The 21,672-nt window shown below is 28.7% G+C and carries 17 protein-coding genes and 1 pseudogene; 9 read left to right on the top strand and 9 right to left on the bottom strand.

What is annotated here, in order from left to right; genetic code table 11:
* From PG913_RS02620 to rfbB, 7 genes are all read left to right on the top strand, one after another.
* Window positions 1–609: a sugar transferase gene (locus PG913_RS02620; RefSeq protein WP_271231499.1), complete on the top strand. Its 609-nt coding sequence runs from the start codon at window positions 1–3 to the stop codon at window positions 607–609.
* Complete coding sequence (locus tag PG913_RS02625; protein ID WP_271231500.1) at window positions 587–1,129, top strand: GNAT family N-acetyltransferase; 543 nt, start codon at window positions 587–589, stop codon at window positions 1,127–1,129. Before PG913_RS02620 ends, PG913_RS02625 begins: the two co-directional genes overlap by 23 nt.
* 3 nt (window positions 1,130–1,132) lie before the next feature.
* Complete coding sequence (locus tag PG913_RS02630; RefSeq protein ID WP_271231501.1) at window positions 1,133–2,152, top strand: ATP-grasp domain-containing protein; 1,020 nt, start codon at window positions 1,133–1,135, stop codon at window positions 2,150–2,152.
* Between the two features lie 7 nt (window positions 2,153–2,159).
* On the top strand, window positions 2,160–3,296 hold the full coding sequence (locus PG913_RS02635) for a DegT/DnrJ/EryC1/StrS family aminotransferase (protein ID WP_271231502.1): 1,137 nt from the start codon (window positions 2,160–2,162) through the stop codon (window positions 3,294–3,296).
* A 97-nt stretch (window positions 3,297–3,393) separates the two neighbouring features.
* The gene (rfbA, locus tag PG913_RS02640; protein WP_271231503.1) at window positions 3,394–4,272 is read left to right on the top strand and encodes a glucose-1-phosphate thymidylyltransferase RfbA; all 879 of its coding nucleotides are present in this window, start codon (window positions 3,394–3,396) and stop codon (window positions 4,270–4,272) included.
* Window positions 4,273–4,833 carry a dTDP-4-dehydrorhamnose 3,5-epimerase gene (rfbC, locus tag PG913_RS02645; protein WP_271231504.1) on the top strand — a complete coding sequence of 187 codons (561 nt, stop codon included), beginning with the start codon at window positions 4,273–4,275 and terminating at the stop codon, window positions 4,831–4,833. It abuts the gene before it with no gap.
* A gap of 54 nt (window positions 4,834–4,887) precedes the next feature.
* On the top strand, window positions 4,888–6,021 hold the full coding sequence (rfbB, locus tag PG913_RS02650; RefSeq protein WP_271231505.1) for a dTDP-glucose 4,6-dehydratase: 1,134 nt from the start codon (window positions 4,888–4,890) through the stop codon (window positions 6,019–6,021).
* An 80-nt stretch (window positions 6,022–6,101) separates the two neighbouring features.
* Here rfbB and PG913_RS02655 read toward each other — a convergent pair whose 3' ends face one another.
* The 6 genes and pseudogenes from PG913_RS02655 to porV all read right to left on the bottom strand — a co-directional run bounded on the left by PG913_RS02655 (window position 6,102) and on the right by porV (window position 12,425).
* A complete protein-coding gene (locus tag PG913_RS02655; protein ID WP_408648495.1) occupies window positions 6,102–7,841 on the bottom strand; it encodes a LysM peptidoglycan-binding domain-containing protein in 1,740 nt (579 codons plus the stop codon).
* A gap of 130 nt (window positions 7,842–7,971) precedes the next feature.
* Window positions 7,972–9,507 carry a glutamine-hydrolyzing GMP synthase gene (guaA, locus tag PG913_RS02660; protein WP_271231507.1) on the bottom strand — a complete coding sequence of 512 codons (1,536 nt, stop codon included), beginning with the start codon at window positions 9,505–9,507 and terminating at the stop codon, window positions 7,972–7,974.
* 62 nt (window positions 9,508–9,569) lie between these two features.
* Window positions 9,570–10,635: pseudogene (locus tag PG913_RS02665) on the bottom strand (3-oxoacyl-ACP synthase III family protein).
* A 155-nt stretch (window positions 10,636–10,790) separates the two neighbouring features.
* Window positions 10,791–11,273, bottom strand: a complete 483-nt coding sequence (locus PG913_RS02670; RefSeq protein WP_271231508.1) for a cytidine deaminase — start codon at window positions 11,271–11,273, stop codon at window positions 10,791–10,793.
* Between the two features lie 74 nt (window positions 11,274–11,347).
* Window positions 11,348–11,551, bottom strand: a complete 204-nt coding sequence (locus PG913_RS12850) for a hypothetical protein (protein ID WP_333780780.1) — start codon at window positions 11,549–11,551, stop codon at window positions 11,348–11,350.
* On the bottom strand, window positions 11,523–12,425 hold the full coding sequence (gene porV, locus PG913_RS02675) for a type IX secretion system outer membrane channel protein PorV (protein ID WP_333780781.1): 903 nt from the start codon (window positions 12,423–12,425) through the stop codon (window positions 11,523–11,525). Before porV ends, PG913_RS12850 begins: the two co-directional genes overlap by 29 nt.
* Before the next feature lie 374 nt (window positions 12,426–12,799).
* Here porV and gldJ point away from each other — a divergent pair, with 374 nt between their 5' ends.
* Entirely contained in the window at window positions 12,800–14,509 is a 1,710-nt protein-coding gene (gene gldJ / locus PG913_RS02680) for a gliding motility lipoprotein GldJ (protein ID WP_271231509.1), read from the top strand.
* Window positions 14,510–14,572: 63 nt separating this feature from the next.
* Window positions 14,573–15,826 (top strand): UDP-N-acetylmuramoyl-tripeptide--D-alanyl-D-alanine ligase, encoded by a 1,254-nt coding sequence (locus PG913_RS02685; protein ID WP_271231510.1) that lies wholly within the window; start codon window positions 14,573–14,575, stop codon window positions 15,824–15,826.
* Window positions 15,827–15,965: 139 nt separating this feature from the next.
* Here PG913_RS02685 and PG913_RS02690 read toward each other — a convergent pair whose 3' ends face one another.
* From PG913_RS02690 to ccsA, 3 genes are read right to left on the bottom strand one after another with little or no spacing between them, the layout of a single operon-like run.
* Window positions 15,966–17,867: a polysaccharide biosynthesis protein gene (locus PG913_RS02690; RefSeq protein ID WP_271231511.1), complete on the bottom strand. Its 1,902-nt coding sequence runs from the start codon at window positions 17,865–17,867 to the stop codon at window positions 15,966–15,968.
* Between the two features lie 40 nt (window positions 17,868–17,907).
* Entirely contained in the window at window positions 17,908–18,423 is a 516-nt protein-coding gene (locus tag PG913_RS02695) for a DUF2892 domain-containing protein (RefSeq protein WP_271231512.1), read from the bottom strand.
* A gap of 60 nt (window positions 18,424–18,483) precedes the next feature.
* On the bottom strand, window positions 18,484–21,627 hold the full coding sequence (gene ccsA / locus PG913_RS02700) for a cytochrome c biogenesis protein CcsA (RefSeq protein ID WP_271231513.1): 3,144 nt from the start codon (window positions 21,625–21,627) through the stop codon (window positions 18,484–18,486).
* Window positions 21,628–21,672 lie beyond the last annotated feature (45 nt).

Consider the following 21,672-nt stretch of genomic DNA (forward strand, 5'->3'; position numbering starts at 1 on the left):
ATGTATAAAAATATTTTTAAAAGGGTTTTAGATTTATTACTAACGGTTATTGGTTTTACAATTTTATTTCCTGTTTTTTTAGGATTAGTTTTATTTCTTGCTATTGCTAATAGTGGAAAACCTTTTTTCTTTCAAGTTCGTCCTGGTAAAGATGAGAAGTTGTTTAAAATTATAAAGTTCAAAACAATGAACGATAAAAAAGATATTAATGGGAACTTATTACCCGATTCGGAAAGATTAACAAAGGTTGGAAATTTTGTTCGTAAAACATCATTAGATGAAATTCCTCAACTATTAAATGTTTTAAAAGGAGATATGAGTTTAATTGGACCAAGACCATTGTTGGTATCTTATTTGGAATTGTATAACGATTTAGAGAAAACAAGACATTCTGTAAAACCTGGTATTACTGGGTTAGCACAAGTAAATGGGAGAAACACAATTTCTTGGAAAGAAAAATTTAAATATGATGTGGATTATGTAGAGAATATTTCTTTTTCTTTAGATGTTAAAATTTTTCTTAAAACAATATCAAAAGTACTATCATCAAAAGATATAAGTATTCAGCCAGTGAAAAAATTAAAAGATGAAAAAAATGAAAGTTTTTAGAATAAATTCAAGGCATTTACAAGAAAGAGTTAATTGGCTCAATAAACCTGAAATTTATTCTTTTTTAAATATGCAATATCCTATTGATATTGAACAAACACAAAAGTGGTATGAAAAAATAACTAAAGATAGTTCAAGAATTGATTTTGTGTTTTCTCAAGATAATGATGTTGTTGCAATGACAGGACTAACCTCGTTAGATTTGCAAAATCAATTAGTAGAATTCTATATTTTTGTAAATCCAGAATTTCAAGGTCGTGGATTTGGAAAGAAAGCAACAGTATTTAGTTTAAACTGGGCTTTTACGAATTATAATATTAATAAAATATATTTATATACGAACGATTTTAATACAAAAGCTAATGATTTGTATATCAAATTAGGCTTTGAATTAGAAGGGAAACTTAGACAACACAAGTTTAAGGATGGTAAAAATATTGATAGATGCATATATGGATTATTAAGAAATGATTGGGAAAAAATGCCCTATTCTACAACTAATATTCAATTAGAAATATAAACTATGAACATACTATTTACATGCGCAGGTAGAAGAAATTATCTAATCAATTATTTCAAAGAAACTTTAGGGGAAAAGGGCTTGGTTTATGCGGCTGATATGCAAGCAACGGCACCTGCTTTAATTGATGCAGACAAAGCTATAATAGCCCCATCAATTTATGATGAAGGGTATATTGATTTTATTCTTGATAAAGTAAAAGAATATAATATTAAAGCAGTTATTTCATTAAATGATTTAGAGTTACCTATTTTTTCATCAAATAAAGACAGATTTTTAGAATTAGGCGTAATGCCTATTGTCTCAAATTCAGAGGTTATTAATATAGCTTTTGATAAATGGAAAACGGTTGAATTTTTAGAAAAAAATGGTTTAAAAACACCTAAAACTTATATCGAGTTAGCTAAAGCTAAAGAAGCTTTAGTTAATGGAGAATTAAAGTACCCTGTAGTGGTTAAACCAAGATGGGGAAGTGGTTCAATAGCAGTCGATTTTGCAGAGGATGAAGAGGAACTTAATTTAGTATATCAACTTCAGAGCAATAAATTGAAGAAGAGTATACTTGCAACAGCAAGTAAAGAAGATTTAGGAAGAGCAATATTAATACAAGAGAAAATCAAGGGAATTGAATACGGGATGGACGTTTTAAACGATTTTGAAGGTAATTATTATAATACTTTTCTTAGAGAAAAGTTATCAATGAGGTCTGGAGAAACAGATAAAGCGGTATCTGTAATCAATGAAAAAATATCTAACATAGGGCGTATTATCGGTGAAAAATTAAAACATATTGGAAATCTTGATTGTGATGTTTTTTCAGATGGAAAGTATTTCTACGTATTAGAATTAAACCCTAGGTTTGGAGGAGGGTATCCATTTTCACATGAAGCAGGTGTTAATACACCAGCTATATATTTAGATTGGCTTTTAGGTGTAAAGGATGTCGATAAACATAATAATTACAAAGCTGGAGTTGCTTTTGCTAAATGTGATAGATTATTAAATATAACAAAATCATTATAATTTTAATATGAAAAATAAAATTTGGCTTTCTTCTCCACATATGGGAGGTTCAGAACAAAAATACGTGCAAGAAGCATTTGATACGAATTGGATAGCACCACTTGGACCAAATGTAAACGGATTTGAAAAAGATTTAGAAAATTATATCGGCGAAAAGTCAAATGTTGCTTGTTTAGTTTCAGGAACATCAGCAATACATTTAGCTTTAATATTATCAGAAGTTGGTTTAAATGATGACGTTATTTGTCAGAGTATGACTTTTTCAGCATCGGCAAATCCGATTAAATATCAAGGTGCAAACCCTGTTTTTATCGATAGTGAAAAAGATACTTGGAATATGTGTCCGATAGCCTTAGAAGAAGCTATTGAAAAAGGAATATCAAAAGGAAAAAAACCTAAAGCTATTATTGTAGTTCATTTATATGGAATGCCTGCAAAAATGGATGAAATTTTAGCAATTTCAAAAAAATATGATATTTCTTTAATTGAAGATGCCGCCGAAGCATTAGGTGCTACTTACAAAGGGCAGAAATGTGGAACTTTTGGCGATTTTGGAATATTATCATTTAATGGAAATAAAATTATTACCACATCAGGCGGAGGTGCTTTAGTTTGTAAATCTGAAAAAGATAAACAAAAAGCCATTTTTTTAGCAACACAAGCAAGAGATGATGCACCACATTATCAACATTCAGAAGTAGGGTATAACTACAGAATGAGTAACGTTGTTGCGGGTATTGGTAGAGGACAAATGGAAGTTTTAGATAAACACATTGGTTATCGAAGAGCTAACAATGAATTTTATCAAGAGTTATTTAAAGATGTTGATGGCATAACTGTATTTAAAGAACCAACCAAAGATTATTATTCAAATCATTGGTTAAGTGCTATTATTGTTGATGAAAATATCACAGGATTTTCTAGAGAAGATTTGAGATTAAGTTTATTAGAAGACAATATAGAATCTCGCCCTTTATGGAAGCCAATGCATTTGCAACCAGTTTTTGAAAGTACTGATTATTATGGAACTGATGTATCTGAAAAATTATTTAATGATGGATTATGTTTGCCTTCAGGTTCAAATTTAACAGCTGATGATAGAAACAGAATTCAAGAAGCTGTACATAAATTATTGAAAAAATAATTACTAAAAAAGATTTAATAATAAAGTATATAAAAAATAAGCTCAAGGTAATTCTTGAGCTTATTTTTTATAAATTAGACGATATTATCATAAAAAAATGAAAGGCATTATTTTAGCAGGCGGATCAGGAACACGCTTATATCCGATTACAAAAGGAGTATCAAAACAATTACTTCCTGTGTACGATAAACCGATGATTTATTATCCGTTATCAGTTTTGATGCTTGCAGGTATCAAAGAAATTCTTATTATTTCAACACCTAATGATTTACCTAATTTTGAAAAATTATTAGGCGATGGAACTGATTTAGGAATAACGTTAACTTATGCCGAACAACCATCTCCAGATGGATTAGCACAAGCTTTTATCATTGGAGAAAAATTTATAGGAAATGATGATGTTTCCTTAATTTTAGGCGATAATATTTTTTACGGTCACGGATTGCCAGAAATGTTATCATCTGCAATTAATAATGTTCAAAATGATAAAAAAGCAACTATTTTCGGCTATTATGTAAAAGATGCAAAACGTTACGGAGTCGTTGATTTTGATGATAATGGAAACGCAATATCAATTATTGAAAAACCTGAAAATCCGAAGTCAAATTATGCAGTTGTTGGATTGTATTTTTATCCGAATAATGTTATCAAAATAGCAAAAAAAGTAGTTCCTTCAGAAAGAGGAGAGTTAGAAATTACGTCTGTAAATCAACAGTATTTAAAAGATAAACAACTAAAAGTTCAACTTATGGGACGTGGTTTTGCTTGGCTCGATACAGGTACACACGATTCATTATTAGAGGCAAGTCAATTTATTGAAACCATCGAAAAAAGACAAGGTTTAAAAGTAGCTTGTTTGGAAGAAATCGCTTTATATATGGGCTATATTTCTAAAGAAAAAGTACGTGAATTAGCTGAACCGTTAAAAAAGAATGGCTACGGACAATATTTATTAAACTTAGTAAAAGAAGCCTAAATGAAGTTTATTAAAACAGTAATTGCTGATGTGGTTATTATTGAACCAACTATTTTTAAAGATGAAAGAGGTTATTTTTATGAATCGTTTAGTCAAGAAAAATTTGATGCCAATATAGGAGAAAATATAGAAACGACTAATTTTATTCAAGATAACGAATCAAAATCTACTTTTGGAGTTTTAAGAGGTTTGCATTTTCAAAAACCACCCTTTGCACAAGCAAAATTAGTGCGATGCAATAAAGGAAAAGTTTTAGATGTTGTAGTCGATTTAAGAAAAAAATCAGCTACTTACGGTAAACACATTAGTGTTTTTTTATCCGAAGAAAATAAAAAACAATTATTTGTTCCAAGAGGTTTTGCGCATGGTTTTGTGGTTTTATCCGAAGAAGCTATTTTTTCGTATAAAGTAGATAATAAATACGCTCCTTCGCATGAAGATGGTATTTTATGGAACGATAAAACATTTAATATCGATTGGAATATTGAGCAAGAAAAAATAATTTTATCAGCAAAAGATGAAATTTTAGGAACATTTGAAAACTTTGATTCTCCTTTTTAATTAAATACTTTAAGAATTGTAAATTTGAAATCTATCTAATAAACAATTCTTTTAATGAAAAGTATTTTAATTACAGGCGGTGCAGGATTTATTGGTTCACGTGTTGTTCGGTTATTTTCGAATAAATATCCAACATATCAAATTATTAATTTAGATGCTTTAACCTATGCAGGAAATCTAGGTAATTTAACAGATGTTGAAGATAATTTAAATTACACTTTTATAAAAGGAGATATTTGTGATGAAGTTTTAGTTAAAAGTATTTTTGAAGATTATAATATAGATGCTGTAATTCATTTGGCTGCGGAATCGCATGTTGACCGTTCTATTTCAGACCCATTTTCGTTTGTTAAAACAAATGTTTTTGGAACTTTAAACCTGTTAGAAAATGCCAAAAATAGCTGGAAAAATAATTTTGAAGACAAATTATTTTATCATATTTCTACAGATGAGGTTTACGGAAGTTTAAAAGAAATAGGTTTTTTTACTGAAAAAACAGCTTACGATCCTCATTCGCCTTATTCTGCATCAAAAGCATCATCTGATCATTTTGTAAGAGCTTTTCATGATACTTATGGTTTGCCAATTGTAATTTCTAATTGTTCTAATAATTATGGACCAAATCAATTTCCAGAGAAGTTAATTCCTCTTTTTATCGATAACATCATCAATAAAAAAATATTACCTGTTTACGGAAAAGGCGAAAATATTAGAGATTGGTTATATGTAGAAGATCATGCAATGGCAATTGATGTGATTTTTCATCAAGGAAAAACAGGTCAAACTTATAATATTGGTGGCGATAATGAATGGAAAAATATTGATTTAATTAAGCTATTAATTAAAGAAGTAGATATTGCACTGCAAAATGAAATAGGTACTTCTGATTATTTAATTACATACGTTACTGATAGGGCAGGACATGATTATCGATATGCTATTGATTCATCAAAACTTAAAAATGACTTAGGTTGGAAGCCTTCTTTACAATTTGAAGAAGGTATTCAAAAAACAATTCAATGGTATTTGCATAATCAAGAATGGTTAGGAAACATAGCAAAAAAAGAAGTTGTAATTTTATTTGAAGCAATTTCCCGCTTTCCGCACTCGCTTTTTTTTGAAGAAAAATCAAAAAAAGAGCTCAAACAAATGCTTCAATCGGGGCTAGAGATTTTTACTTTATTTTAAAAACTAGACAAAACAATAAAAAAAGCGCACATTTTAAATGTGCGCTTTTTTATGTAACTTAATTACATAATGTAAATTGTTTATTTCAGTCTAGTTAAGCTAAGATCTTTATTATATTTTACAATAAATAAACCTTTATTACTCATACTTCCTGAGCTTTTCTGATAATCAAATTTGTTTTCTAAACGAAGAGATACTCCTTTATTAAAAGTATCTAATAGTTCATTTCCTGATGCTAATCTCATTAAAACATCATAAGTAATATCAAAACCTTTAATAGCGTAATCTGAAGGAATTGTATTGTTTTTTTTGTAATATTTTTTATTGAAAGTTATTACATCTTTTGAAGATTCATCAGTAAAAGCATCTGATACATATGTAAAATCAACACTTGCTAATTTATTATTTTCTATTTTATCGTACGATTTATGTTTTTCTACGGCAAAAACACGCACTTTTACATTATCAGGAATACCAATCATACTATTTAAAACATCAGCAATAGCTACATTATCGTTTGATGTTATAATCACCCAGTTATCTTTTTTAGGAGTCATTTTACTAGTAAATAATGATCTTTTAATATATCCTTTTGTAGGTTTTAGAACATGTATTTTTTTAATAGAATCATGACTTTTTAATTGAGGTACAATTTTATATATTTTACTATTAGAATCATGTTCTCCATCACCTACTACAAAAATTTGTTGCCCATTATAAGTTTCTTTTAAATGAGAAATTAAATAATCAGTATAGTTCTTTTTATCAGGAGCAGTTTTAATTAGTTTAGTTGCTGAAAATTTGTCTTGGCTACTAGAAAAGTGAGGGAATATTACAGGAACATTAATTTTACGCGCAATAACTTCTGCTTTATCTGAATAAAAAGGACCAATAACAACATCAGTATCTTTTAATTTCTCTTCAGCTAATATTGAAGTAATATTTTTACCTCTATTTCCGGTATCAAAAAGATTTACATTTATATTGATACCTTGTTTTTTTATCGAATCGATAGCTATTTCTGAACCTAAATAAAAGTCAGTAACCATATTTGCTAATTTAGCCGAGCTATTTTTTTCTTTACTGAAAATATCAACAGCATTAGCTTCAGTGTATTCTTTTGCTTTAAAAGGAAGTAAAATAGATAAGTTAATACTTGTGTTTTCCTCAATATGATCTTTATAAAAAGAATAGTTTTCATTTGGATTTACATCTCCAATTGATTTTATTTTTAATAACTGACCAACTGATAATTGATTGTTCGCTATTTCGGCATATTCAGGATTTAAACGAACTAATTCTTCTTTTGAAATATTATAAAACCGAGTTAAACTATAAACGGTTTCTTTACTTTTTACGGTGTGAGTTAAAAACTGTTCTAAAACTTCTTTTCTGTCAATTGTTATTGATTTTTCAATAGCATTTACATTTAAAACTTCTCCAACATTTAGAATATTCTTTTGAATACCTGGATAGTTAGGATTCCATTTTATTAAGTCATTCTTAGAAACATTGTATTCTTTTGTAATTCGATATACTGTTTCACCTGCTTTTACTGTATGAGTTTTATACTCATAAATGGTTTGTTTAAAAACAGTTTTAATACTGTCAATAGCAACAGGGTTTTCTGAAATTTTATCTTCAGATTTATCGGTAATAACCTCTTTTTCTTTGGCTATATTAGATGAAGAAGTTCCTTTTTTTGTTTCCGTATTTGGAATTACAATTACTGTATTTGCACTTGGTCGTCTGCCAACATCAGGATTTAAACGTAATAAATCCCTAGTCTTTATATTCAATCGGTTTGCAATGTCTCGCATTGTTTCTCCTTTTTGAACTTTATAAGAGATATACCTTTTCTGCTGACCGCAAGAAACGGTGAATGTTAAAATGCAAATTAAAAGTAAAAATTGTAACTTCTTCATCTAGTAGCTTTTTAGTGTAAGGAATTTATTCCCATTCAATTGTAGCAGGTGGTTTAGAGCTTATGTCGTAAACAACTCTGTTAACACCTTTTACGTTATTTATTATTTTGTTTGATATTTTTTGTAAAAACTCATAAGGTAAATTTACCCAATCAGCAGTCATACCATCAGTACTTTCAACGGCACGTAAAGCAACTACTTTTTCATAAGTTCTTTCATCACCCATAACTCCAACAGAGTTTACTGGTAATAAAATTGCTCCGGCTTGCCATACTTTGTCGTATAAACCATCTTCTTTTAATCCGTTGATAAAAACAGCATCTACTTCTTGTAAAATACGTACTTTTTCTTCAGTAATATCACCTAAAATACGAATAGCTAATCCAGGACCAGGAAAAGGGTGACGACCTAATAAGTCTTTATCAATTCCCATAGAAGCTCCTACACGACGAACTTCGTCTTTAAAGATCATTCTTAAAGGTTCAACTATTTTTAACTTCATAAAGTCAGGTAAACCACCTACATTATGATGACTTTTAATAGTTGCTGATGGACCTCCGTTTACAGAAACAGATTCAATTACATCAGGGTAAATAGTTCCTTGAGCTAACCATTTTGCATTTTCAATTTGATTTGCTTCAGCATCAAAAACATCAATAAAAGCTTTACCAATAGCCTTACGTTTTTCTTCAGGATCACTTAATCCTTCAAGTTCTTTCATAAAACGTGCCGAAGCATCAACTCCTTTTACGTTTAAGCCCATTCCTTCGTATTGCTTTAATACATCGGTATATTCATTTTTACGTAATAAACCATTGTTAACAAAAATACAGTGTAAGTTTGCTCCAATTGCTTTGTGTAATAATACAGCTGCTACGGTAGAATCTACGCCTCCAGACAATCCTAAAACTACTTTGTCGTTTCCAACTTTTGCTTTTATACCAGCAACTGTTTCATCAACAAAAGAATCAGGAGTCCAAGTTTGAGCTACATCAGCGATGTCAACTAAAAAGTTTTGTAATAATTGTTTACCATCTGTAGAATGATATACTTCTGGGTGAAACTGAATTGCGTATGTTGATTCTCCTTCAATTTTATAAGCAGCATTTTCTACATCGTTTGTGCTTGCTAATAAAGTTCCGTTTGTTGGTAAATTTTTAATAGTATCTGAATGACTCATCCAAACTTGACTTCCTATTGAAATTCCTTTAAGAAAAGCTTCTCCTTCTTTTACAAAAGATAAATTAGCTCTACCATATTCTCTTGTATTTGAAGGTGCTACTAATCCACCAGAAAAGTGAGCTAAGTATTGCGCTCCATAACAAACAGCTAATACAGGTTTTTTACCTCTAATTTCTGCTAAATCTGGATGTAAAACCGCTTCTGAACGAACAGAGTTTGGGCTACCAGAAAGAATTACAGCTTTAAAGTCGTTTAAATTTGTTGGAATTTTGTTATACGGATGAATTTCACAGTAAATGTTCAATTCTCTCACTCGGCGTGCAATAAGTTGTGTGTATTGCGATCCGAAATCTAAAATAAGTACGTTGTGTTGTTGCATACGCAAAAATAGTACTTAGGTTTCAGATTTTAAGTATTTGATTTTAGATTTTTTAAACTTTTTTAATGGCGATAAACAATTGCGTTTATATTCATTCCTGAACCTACAGAAGCAAGGATGATTACATCTCCTTTTTTTACTTCCTGATTTTCTATATTTCCTTTCAAAACCATATCTAATAAAGTAGGTACTGTTGCAACAGAACTGTTTCCTAATTCATGAATAGTCACGGGTGTTATTCCTTGAGGAACGGTTTTTTCAATGAAGTTTATAAAAACGTTTAATGATGGCATCATCCATTTTTTCATTGGCTTGATGGATAAATATTTTTTTAACTTCGTCAATTTCAATACCACTTTTATCTAAAGCAGTTTTCATTGCTTCGGGCACATTTTTTAAGGCAAATTCATAAATTTTACGTCCGTGCATTTTTAAATAACGAACATCTTTATCTAAATTCGGATTAAAAGAGCTTCCAAAAAATAAAAAATAAGCTTCTTCTTTGGTATATGTTTGCGTAGCATGACTTAAAATTCCGTTATTACTTCCTTCTTTTTTTTCTAAAATACAAGCTCCAGCACCATCACTATAAATCATAGAGTCACGATCATACTCATCAACAACTCTTGATAATGTTTCACTACCAATAATTAAACATTTTTTGGCGATACCTGCTTTAATAAATGCTTGTGCCTGAATAACACCTTCAACCCAACCAGGACATCCGAATAAAAGATCGTAAGCAACACAATTCGGGTTCTCTATCTCTAATAAATGTTTTACACGACTCGCTAAACTTGGTAACATATCACTTTGGATTGTACCTTTTTTGACATCACCAAAATTATGAGCAAATATTATATAATCTAAATTTTCAGGATTGATATTAGAATCTTCAATAGCTTTTTTAGCTGCTAAATAACCTAAATCAGAAGATGTATATTCATTCTTGGCATAACGACGCTCTTCAATACCTGTTATTGATTTAAATTTTTCAATAATAACAGCATTATTATTTTTAAAAGAAGTTCCATCAGCATTTAAAAATGAACTTTCTAAAAATTGATTATTTTCTTTTTTGATAGAAGGAATGTATGAACCTGTTCCTGTAATTACTGCTGATGTCATTATAATTTTTTTGATTAAGAATACAAGTAAAGCATTTAAAATTAGATTTAAGCTTTAATGAATGTTCTTTTTTAGATAATTGTAGATTTCTTAAAAAAATAGGGATATAATTAGTTATTATTAATACTAATCTTCTTTTTATTGTTGATATTTAATTACAAGTAAGAACTATCAAATGAAAAAGGTAACAAAGAAAGGAGGGAAGCTGTTTTTACAATTTTACCAATTTCTCCCATAAATAATACTTCTATCGGTTCTTTTTGATTTATTTCATATTCCGATAATGTTTGTCTACAACCTCCACAAGGACCTACAGGTTTGTTTACCGTTAAGTTTTCCGAAGCAGCAGTAATTGCTAATTTTTTTATTTTTATTCCAGGGAATTCCGAACTAACTTTCCAAACACCAACTCTTTCGGCACACATTCCTGATGGATAAGCAGCATTTTCTTGATTATTTCCTAAGATAATTTCACCATTTTCTAATAAAAAAGCAGCACCAACTTTAAATTTTGAATATGGAGCATAAGCTTTTGTTCTTGCTTCAATAGCTTTATTCATTAATAGGGTGTCGTCTTGTGTTAATTCGGCTAGATTTTCATAAACGGTAACAGAAGTTTTTAATTCTAATTTTTCCATAATAAATAGTTTTAGTCAAAAAAAGCAGCCTTTTAAAAGACTGCTTTTATATTATGATATTAAAAAACTAAACTTTAATAATTGTCGTAAAGTTCACCTAAATCAAATGATAAAGAAAAGCGTAATGTGCTTTCTAAAGGATTATTAATTTCTGATGTATTTACTAAATATGATAAATCAATATTAAATGCTTTAGCTTTAAATCCTGTACCTAAGCTTAAAAATTGTCTTTGTCCTTTTTCTTTACTTTCATTGAAAATAACCAGCTCTAAGTGCAAATGCATTATTGTATAAATACTCAGTACCTAATGCCCAAGTTGTTTCTTGAAGCTCTTCACTAAAAGGTCTATCGCTTAAAGAAGTGAACATTCCATCGAACCAACCTCTAGTTGACCCTGGAGTTGAAGGAACTAATAATTTATTAAATTCTAAATTAAGTCCTAATATGTTTTTACTATCGATTATAAAATCAAAACCACCACCTAATTTAGCATTAGTAGGAATAAAATTTTCAGTTCCAGGAGTATACTCTACTTTAGGACCAATATTTGTAATATTAAAACCTAAACGGTAACGACCATTAAAATTCCCATAATTTCTTTCATCTGATTGATAATAACCAGAAACATCAACAGCAAAAGTATTTATAGCACTAATACTATTGTCATCAACATCTAAGTTTGAATTGATGTACTTTAAGCCAATACCCATTGAAAATTTTTCACTTAATTTCATTGAGTAAATACCTGTAATAGCAAATTCACTTGGATTTTTATAACCTAAATTAATAAGCTTATCATCATTACCTAGCTTATTAAGCTCAATTTTTCCAAGAGAAAAATATTTAACATCTACTCCCCAAGCTGCATTTTCTTTAAACCTATTAACATATGAAAGATTTCCAACAAATATATCATTAGTTAAATTACTTAACCAAGGCGTGTAATTTAAACCAACACTTACTTTATTTTTATTGAAAGCGGTTTTAGCAGGGTTATGAAAAATAGAAAAAGCATCTGAAGATGTTGCTACACCTATATCGGCCATACCCCCAGCACGAGCATCAGTTGATATTAATAAAAACGGGGTTGCTGTTGTAATTTGCGTTTTAGTTTGCGCTTTAATTTGAAAGGATAGAAAAGCAATAGACAAAAAAAAGATTAATTTTTTTAATGTAATATTTTGAATTATTTAGTTGAACAAATATAAGGTTTTCTTATAAAAAGTGAATTAATAGGTTTAAGTAAAACGGTAGGTATAATTAATTATTGTAATTTTTTATAAATTCATTTGTAAATGTAATTATTCTCTAATATTTTAAGTTAAAAGTACTCTTGTAATTAGCTAAATAATATTATTTAAAGTTTTATTTTTTATTTTTTTAATATAACTTTAATACTAAATATCAAAAACATTCGTTTCTAATTTTAAGAATAAGTCTGTTTATGTTTCAATTTATATATAAATTAGTTGTTAGGAATAAGAAATATTGTAAATTGCGCCAGCCTTAAAATAGTTAAAAACACATGAAAAGCACGTTAAAATTATTTAGTTTATTGGTTATCACGACATTATTAGTTGCTTCCTGTAAAAGTAATAGTTCAAGTAAATCATCATTAACCGGATGGAACTTTAATGATCCAAATTATGGTGGATACATTAAAGGAGAAGATAAGAAAGGAAAAGAGATCCCCCCAGGAATGACTCACATAGAAGGTGGAAGTTTTACTATGGGATTAGTACAGGATGATGTAATGTTCGATTGGAATACTACACCTCAAAAAATGCACGTTCGTTCTTTTTATATGGATGAAACAGAAGTTACAAATGCTGAATACGGTTTATTTATGCAGTATACAAAAGATGTTTTTCCTCCAGAAGAAGCTCAATTTAAAAATATTTATCAATCTGTTTTACCAGATACTTTAGTTTGGAGAAAAGGATTAGGAAATACGAATTTATTATCAGAAAGTTATTTAAGACACCCTTCTTATGCAGAATACCCTGTAGTAGGTGTTAGTTGGTTACAAGCTAATAAATATTGTAAGTGGCGTACAAATGCTGTGAATTTAAAAATTCTAATGGATAAAGGTGTTATTAAAAATATTTTTAAAGAAGATTCATTAAGTTTTAAAGGTAAAAATAATTTTGATACCGATACTTATTTAACAAATCCATATGCATTGTTTGAAGGTGATTCAACAATTTATAAAAAAGGAATTCCTGTACCAAGAAAAAAAGGAGACCCTAAACCAGATAAAGATAAGTTTTCTGGAAGACAAGTTACTTCATCAGATGGTATTTTAGCTCAGAAATTTAGACTTCCTACTGAAGTTGAATGGGAATATGCTGCAAAAGCAATTTTTGAAAACCGTGAGTATAACAATATCCGTGGTAGAAAAAAATATGCTTGGAACGGTAAATATACTCGTGATAGAGATAAAAGAAGAAGAGGTGACCAATTAGGAAACTTTAAACAAGGAAAAGGAGATTATAGTGGTATTGCAGGTTGGAGTAGTGATGGATCGGATATTCCTAATGCAGCAGCAAGTTATCCTCCAAATGCTTTCGGATTATTTGATATGTCAGGTAACGTTGCAGAATGGGTACAAGATGTATATCGTCCTATAATTGATTCTGAAGCAAATGACTTTAATTATTTTAGAGGAAATATTTTTACTAAGAAATTAATAGATCAGAATGGTAAAGTAGTTATTGTTGGTGATGAATTAGGTGAAATAGAATATGATACTTTAGAAAACGGAAGAATCGTACCAAAAGAATTACCTGGTAGCGTTAAGTTTATTCCTATAACGAAGGAAGATACTTATATGAGAAGAAACTATAATTTAGCAGATAATTCAAGTTTAGGAGATGGAGATCAAGCTTCTTCTAAGGATTATCAATTAGATAAAGATCAATTAGGAGAGATGTCTAGAATGTATAACTCACCTGAAAAACCTGAAGCAGATAGAGATTCTTTAGGTAATGTAGTTGATAACTATAAGTATGATTCAAAAACAAGAGCTACTTTAATTAGTGATAAATCTAGAGTTTACAAAGGTGGTGCTTGGGCAGATAGAGAGTATTGGTTAGATCCAGCTCAAAGAAGATATTTTCCAGAGTATATGGCTACAAACTTTATCGGTTTTAGATGTGCTACTGATAAAATGGGACCAATGATGTTGAATAAACGTAAGACACCTACACCAAAGTATTCAATGAATAAAAGATAAACGATTAAATTTTATATACTAAAACCTCATTGAATTTTCAATGAGGTTTTTTATTTTTACAATATGAAGATAGCAGATTTATATAAATTATATATTCAACATGGTTTAGTTGACACGGATACAAGAAATATCAGAAAAAACACTTTGTTTTTTGCTTTAAAAGGTGATAATTTTAATGGAAATAAATTTGCTAATGATGCATTAAAAAAAGGTGCTAAATTTGCTATTATTGATGAGTCTGAGTTTAAAACTTCTGATGCTATTATTTTGGTTGAAGATGTATTAAAAACACTTCAAGAGTTGGCTAGTTATCATCGTAAAATATTAGCAATTCCTATTATTGCTATAACAGGTAGTAACGGGAAAACAACAACCAAGGAGTTAATTAATACAGTATTATCTTTAAAATATAATACAACAGCTACAAAGGGTAATTTAAATAACCATATAGGAGTGCCATTAACACTATTATCGATGACGAAAGCTACCGAAATAGGAATTGTTGAAATGGGTGCAAATCACCTTAATGAAATTGCTTTTTTATCAAAAATGATAAATCCAGATTACGGGTATATTACTAACTTTGGAAGTGCACATTTAGAAGGTTTTGGTTCTTTAGAAGGTGTTGTAAAGGCAAAATCAGAGTTGTATGATTATTTAATTAAAAATAATAAAAAGGTTTTCGTAAATTCAAAAGATGCTATTCAGATAGAAAAAACTAAAAATGCTTCGATAATTTTATTTGAAGATTCACTTATTCTTCTTGATGCAAGTCCGTTTGTGAAATTATCATTTAAATCGATACAAATAGCGACAAATTTAATTGGAACATATAATTTTTCGAATATATGTGCTGCTATTACTATTGGTACTTTTTTTAATGTTCCTGTAAAAAAAATTAAAGAATCTCTTGAAAACTATTTTCCTTCAAATAATCGGTCACAAGTAATTGATACTGATTGTAATAAAATAATACTTGATGCATATAATGCAAATCCAACAAGTATGGAAGCTGCATTAGAAAGCTTTAAAGTATTTAGTGCTAATTCTAAAGTAATTATTCTTGGTGATATGTTTGAATTAGGTGAATATAGTGATAAGGAACATCAATCGATTGTTGATTTAGCTACAAGTTTTAATTTTGATAAATTATTTTTTGTAGGTGAAAATTTTTATAAAACAGAAAATAAACACTTTATGTTTAAGACTTTTGATGACTTAAAGAACTATTTGCAAGAAAATCCTTTAAATAAAAAATCTATTTTGATTAAAGGGTCAAGAGGTATGGCTTTGGAAAGAGTAGTGAAATTTTGTTAAAAATATATTGACTAAAACCAAATTATACTATTTTTTAGAACAATAAAAAGCAGATGATATATTTATATATCATCTGCTTTTTATTGTTACCAGATAGTTTCAATAAACTAGACTTAAAATATTTTTTTTAGATAAATTTTTAACCTTTTGTAATATCTAATTTTTCGTAAACTGAATTTTTTGATTTGTATTCAGGAACAATATATTTAATAAGTTGTACTGTTTTTTGATTATTATGTTCTTTATTCGCAATACATAAATCTGATATTTTATTACTAATAACTAATGTATCTAGTTTTTGGTTTTTAGCAATCATTATCTTTTCACGGTAGGTTGGTGTTGTATTTTCTCCATTTGCTAAAAGCTCTTCATATAATTTTTCACCAGGTCTTAATCCAGTTATTTTTATATCAATATCTTCTGGAAAATTTAATCCTGATAAATGAATCATTCTTTTAGCAATTTCATAGATTTTTACAGAATTACCCATATCAAAAATATAAATTTCCCCACCATTACCCATTGTACCTGCTTCAAGTACTAAACAACAAGCTTCAGGTATGGTCATAAAATAACGTGTAATATCTTTATGAGTAACAGTTAAAGGTCCACCATTTTCAATTTGACGTTTAAAAAGAGGAATAACAGAACCGTTAGAACCTAAAACATTTCCAAATCTTGTAATTGTAAATTTTGTTGTGTGATTTTCAGAATGACTTAAACAACTGATGTACATTTCTGCAACTCTTTTAGTAGCACCCATAACATTTGTCGGGTTTACTGCCTTGTCTGTTGATACCATTACAAAACGCTCAACATTATATTTTATTGATAAATCAGCAATATTTTTTGTACCTGCAATATTTATTTTAACAGCTTCATAAGGACTTGTTTCCATTAAAGGGACATGTTTATAAGCAGCAGCATGAAAAACTTTTTGAGGTTTATGTTGTTTAAAAATTTCTGAGATTCTTTTTTCATCTCTTACATCGGCAACTATAAATGTAATATTTTTTCTGTTTTCTTGAAGAAGTTCTTGTTGAAGATCATACAAGGCTGATTCCGCCTGATCAATCAGTACTAAATGTTTATGTTTATATAAACTAAGTTGTCTTGAAATTTCAGAACCAATAGATCCAGCAGCTCCAGTAACTAAAATAACTTTGTCATTTACATCTCTTTGAACTATAGGATTGTCTATTGAAATAGGTTTCCTATCTAATAAGTCATCTATTTTAATGCTTTTAATTTGATTTGCTTCTAAATCTCCATCAATCCATTTTGAAAGTGGAGGTATAATTTTAACTTTAACACCTAAATCTAACAATCTATCAGTAAGGTAAAGTAGTTTTTCAGATTTTATATTTTGGATAGAAATAATAACTTCATCAATTTCTTTGCTTTCGATGAATTCTTTATTGATAGTTGTACTATTATAAATACGAATTCTATCTATTTTTTTTCCAGTCTTTTTTTCATTATCATCAATAAAACCTAATACTTCATATTTGTTTTCGGTATCTCTATTTAAAGCACCGTAGGTTATTAATCCAGAATTTCCAGCTCCATAAACTAATACATTTGTAATCGTTTTTAACTCTGTAGATATTATTTCAAAAAAAGCTTTAAATACATAGCGACTAATAATTAAAACTAAAATAGAAATTAAATAATGAATAATTACAATCGATTTAGGAATTGTAAAACTTGGAATAATATTAAACGTATTATTTATTAAAACAATACTAATAGTTATCATTGAAAGTAAAGTAACACCAATAAAAACGTTAAAAGCATCGCGTGTACCTGTATGTCTTACAATACCGCGGTAAGATCCAACGGTAAGAAAGCTTATTAGTGCTATAAATGATATAAAAGGGACTTGATAATATAAGTTATTAAGATCAAAATTTAAACTAGCGTTAAAACGAACAGTATATGCTAAAATAAAAGATATACAGACCAAAAGTATATCTACAATTAAAACAACCCATCGAGAAGCATATTTTTCAAAAGCTTTTAAAGCTATTTTTTTTAGCATAATTTTTTTAATTTCAAAAGTACAAAATATTAAACAAAACTTAAATTTTCTTCATTTGTTGTTTCATCATTTGCATTTGTTCTTTAAGCATACCGTGCTTATCTAATTTTTTTGCTTCCGCCATTAAAATAGTAGCTTCCCTTTTTCTACGCTTAGTCATTGCTATTCCTGCTAATTGTAGTTTTGCCATAGCTAAATCATGATCCATTGCTAAACCAAGTTTTACTGCTTTTTTTAAGAATTTTTCAGCTTGAGTTATATTTGTTTGACTTAACATGATTCCATGTAAGTAATTATAATAACCTTCTTGTTTTGGAATTAATGCTGTAGCTGGGTCTTTAATACGATCTAACCATTTTTTAGTTCCTTCAAAATTTTGTTTACGCAATTCCATAAAGGCAAGTAAAATAAATTCGTTTTTAAAATAGAAAAATACGAAAATACCCGCTAGTAAAAGAATTGAAATTCCATTCATTATATGAATTTGAGAAAATTCATAAATAGCCCATAATGATATTAATCCAGCTATAATTAGTTTTATGTTTTTATTGAACATGTTTTTTTCTTTTTAATCTACGCACAAAAGTACATTTTTCTGTTAAAATAATTACTGAGTTTATTTTTTATAAAACTTTTTATATTTAAGCCAAGCAAGTGTCCCAAGAATAAAAACAAAACCAACTGAGTAATATGCTGAAGCAGGTGTAATTACCTTGTCTCCGCTTGCGTATGAATGTAATCCTGATAAGTAAAAATTTACACCAAAATAGGTCATCATTATAGAAGCATAAGCTAATATAGACCATAAATTGAAGGTGAATCGACTTCTTAATCCAGGAATTAAACGCATATGTAACACAAAAGAATATACCATTATTGATACTAAAGCCCATGTTTCTTTAGGATCCCATCCCCAATAACGACCCCAACTTTCGTTAGCCCACATACCACCTAAAAAGTTACCTATAACAAGCATAATTAAACCTACGGTTATTGCCATTTCGTTAATTATAGTTAATTCTTTTAAATGAAGATTCATTTTAGCTTTATTCTTTTTGTTTGTGAAAACTATTAAGAATAAAGAGAAAATCCCTAAAATCATTCCTAAAGAAAAAGGACCGTAACTCGCTACAATAATTGATACGTGTACATATAACCACCAAGAATTTAAAACAGGTACTAAATTTGCAATTTCAGGATCTAACCAGTTTTGATGTGCAAAAAATAGAATTATCGCTGTTAAAAATGTTGTTGCAGCAATAGTTAAAGATGAATTTTTCCCTAACAATAAACCAAATAACATTGTTGCAAGCCCTACGAATATAATCGATTCATAAGCATTACTCCAAGGTGCATTTCCACTAATATGCCATCTAGAAGCTAATCCTAAAACATGCGCGATAAACAGTATAATTACAATACCAATTAAACCTTTTACTACATAGTTAATCCAAGGTTTATTATTAAATATTTGAAAAAATACAAATACAATCATTAATAAACTTACGTATCCGTAATATTTAGAAAGTTTAACAAATATATTTACTTCATTATAGGCAATTTCTAATTTAATTCTATCATCAGAAGGAATAACTTCAGATCCAAATTTTCTTTGAAATTTTTTAATTCCGTCTAAAATTTTATTAGTTTCTGTATAATTACCAGTTTTTTTAGATTCTTGTAATAATTGAAAATAAACAGGTAAAGATTGTCTTACAAAAACAGAATCTGTTCCTTTAAAGTTTGCTTCTGATGTTTCAGGTTGTGAAACCCATTTATTTTCATCATTATTAGGTATAGGATAGATTCTTAAAATTCCACCACCTAAAGCTTGAGAAAGTAACCAAACTCTACGTTCTATTTTTACAACATCTTTTTCAAATTTACTTTGAATTCTTTTCTTTTGAGCTTCAACAACTAAATTACTAATTTTTGAAGTACCATTACGATCATAAAAATCAATAAAACGGGCATATACAGCTTTTTCTGAAACACCTAATATTTCACGAATTTTGGTATTTCCTTCTTCTAGATAAACAAAAGGAACATTTAACCAAAACATTGGAGATTCTGTAATTGATACTAAAATTTGACTAGGTGTTAAGTCTTTAAAGTTATTTGTATGTGCTACCTTTCTAACTAATTCAGATGCAAATGTGTGTGCGGGTTTCATACGTCCGCCAGTATCTTGTATTACTAATTCACTAAATAAAGCGGCATGTTCTTTATTAACTACTGATTTTTGTAAAATAGAATCTATTTGAGCTTCAGATATTTCTTGCGGTGCTGATGTTTTATGTTGAGAAAAACTTAAAGAAGCTGTTAATAATAGTAAAACTGAAAGCATTGTTTTCTTTTTTCTTATCTTTTCTAATGAATTTTTTAAATGATCAAAACGTGTATTTTTAACAAATAATGAGGCAATTAAACCAAAAAACAATAAGAAGTAACCAATATATGTAACCCAAGTACCTATAAAATCATGATTTATAGATAAGTGAGTTTGTTCTTTATCGCCTTCAATTTTATAACTAGATTGAAATAATTTGTATCCTTTATAGTCTAAAATATTATTCATAAAAATTCTAAAATCAAAAGTTTCTTTTTTATCTATAATAGTAACTTCACTTGCAAATGAAGCTGCATTTTCTGAACCAGGATATTTTTCTAATTGAAAATCATTTAATTTTACACTAAACGGTGTTTTACGTTGCTTAGAACCATACCAAGCTCTAAAGTTTAAACCATCAATACTAAATTGTTCTTTTCCTTCTACATTAAAACTTCCACCAGTTAAATTAATGCGTTCTGTTTTTCCATTAAAAGTGACATCAAAAATAACCATGTCAAATTTTTGATCATTTTTTTCTCCTCTAAGGATTTTCATTTCTCCTTTAACAGGTGGTTCAGGAACCACAAACGGAAGCCCTGAAACTTGATATAAAGAACGAAGATTAAAATTTTGAACAGTATCTTTTTTTACGAATCCTTTTCTTTGAGTAGCCATTACTTGATAGTTACCCGCAGCTTTAGTTTGTATTTTTAAAGAGTCATTTTGCTTAAATATATTAATATTAGCACCATCTTCTTTTGCATCAAACCCAACTAAAATATTATGAATATTTTGAATAGTACCTCTTTTAATATAGTGTTCATGTCTGCTTCCGCTAGAACTTTCTACAAACTTAAGATGTTCAATACCATTTTCATCTTCAACTAATTTTTCTTCAGCCCAAGGAATATAATCAACAAGATTGAAGTTTATTTTGTAATTTTCACTATCTTTTTTAGGTTGAAAATATTCTGTAAAATTTGCAGAATTACTTCCTAAAGCTGATAATAATAATTTATTATTTGTTTCTTTTTGAAACTCATTATTATCAATAACTACGTTTAAATAATTGATATCAGATAAAAAAGTATTGGTAGTTTCTCCTTCATCAATAATCATTAAACCTTCAAAACTAATATAACGGGTAATTCCTGCACCAATTAAAATCAATAAAAAAGAGATGTGAAATAATAATACCGACCATTTTTCTTTTTTATATAAACGATATCTAAAAATATTACCAAAAAAATTGACAACAAAAAAGAGCATAATTAATTCAAACCACCAAGTATTGTAAATTAAAGCTTTAGAGGTTTGTGTTCCAAAGTCATTTTCTATAAAAGTTGCGACTCCCATGGCTACGGCAAATATTAAAAATAATACAGCCGTTAAGCGGGTAGAGTAAAGAATGTCAAAGATTTTTTTCATCTGTAAATCTGCTAAGTATAAAACTGTGCAAATTTACGTATTAAT

Origin of the sequence: Tenacibaculum pacificus, from assembly GCF_027941775.1 — a bacterium.
Classification (GTDB): domain Bacteria; phylum Bacteroidota; class Bacteroidia; order Flavobacteriales; family Flavobacteriaceae; genus Polaribacter; species Polaribacter pacificus_A.

Excerpts from the sequence above, each read along its gene's own strand:
- PG913_RS02620 (WP_271231499.1), top strand. The coding sequence starts at position 1 with ATGTATAAAAATATTTTTAAAAGGGTTTTAGATTTATTACTAACGGTT.
- PG913_RS02625 (WP_271231500.1), top strand. The coding sequence starts at position 587 with ATGAAAAAAATGAAAGTTTTTAGAATAAATTCAAGGCATTTACAAGAA.
- PG913_RS02630 (WP_271231501.1), top strand. The coding sequence starts at position 1,133 with ATGAACATACTATTTACATGCGCAGGTAGAAGAAATTATCTAATCAAT.
- PG913_RS02635 (WP_271231502.1), top strand. The coding sequence starts at position 2,160 with ATGAAAAATAAAATTTGGCTTTCTTCTCCACATATGGGAGGTTCAGAA.
- rfbA (WP_271231503.1), top strand. The coding sequence starts at position 3,394 with ATGAAAGGCATTATTTTAGCAGGCGGATCAGGAACACGCTTATATCCG.
- rfbC (WP_271231504.1), top strand. The coding sequence starts at position 4,273 with ATGAAGTTTATTAAAACAGTAATTGCTGATGTGGTTATTATTGAACCA.
- rfbB (WP_271231505.1), top strand. The coding sequence starts at position 4,888 with ATGAAAAGTATTTTAATTACAGGCGGTGCAGGATTTATTGGTTCACGT.
- PG913_RS02655 (WP_408648495.1), bottom strand. The coding sequence starts at position 7,841 with ATGCGAGACATTGCAAACCGATTGAATATAAAGACTAGGGATTTATTA.
- guaA (WP_271231507.1), bottom strand. The coding sequence starts at position 9,507 with ATGCAACAACACAACGTACTTATTTTAGATTTCGGATCGCAATACACA.
- PG913_RS02670 (WP_271231508.1), bottom strand. The coding sequence starts at position 11,273 with ATGGAAAAATTAGAATTAAAAACTTCTGTTACCGTTTATGAAAATCTA.
- gldJ (WP_271231509.1), top strand. The coding sequence starts at position 12,800 with ATGAAAAGCACGTTAAAATTATTTAGTTTATTGGTTATCACGACATTA.
- PG913_RS02685 (WP_271231510.1), top strand. The coding sequence starts at position 14,573 with ATGAAGATAGCAGATTTATATAAATTATATATTCAACATGGTTTAGTT.
- PG913_RS02690 (WP_271231511.1), bottom strand. The coding sequence starts at position 17,867 with ATGCTAAAAAAAATAGCTTTAAAAGCTTTTGAAAAATATGCTTCTCGA.
- PG913_RS02695 (WP_271231512.1), bottom strand. The coding sequence starts at position 18,423 with ATGTTCAATAAAAACATAAAACTAATTATAGCTGGATTAATATCATTA.
- ccsA (WP_271231513.1), bottom strand. The coding sequence starts at position 21,627 with ATGAAAAAAATCTTTGACATTCTTTACTCTACCCGCTTAACGGCTGTA.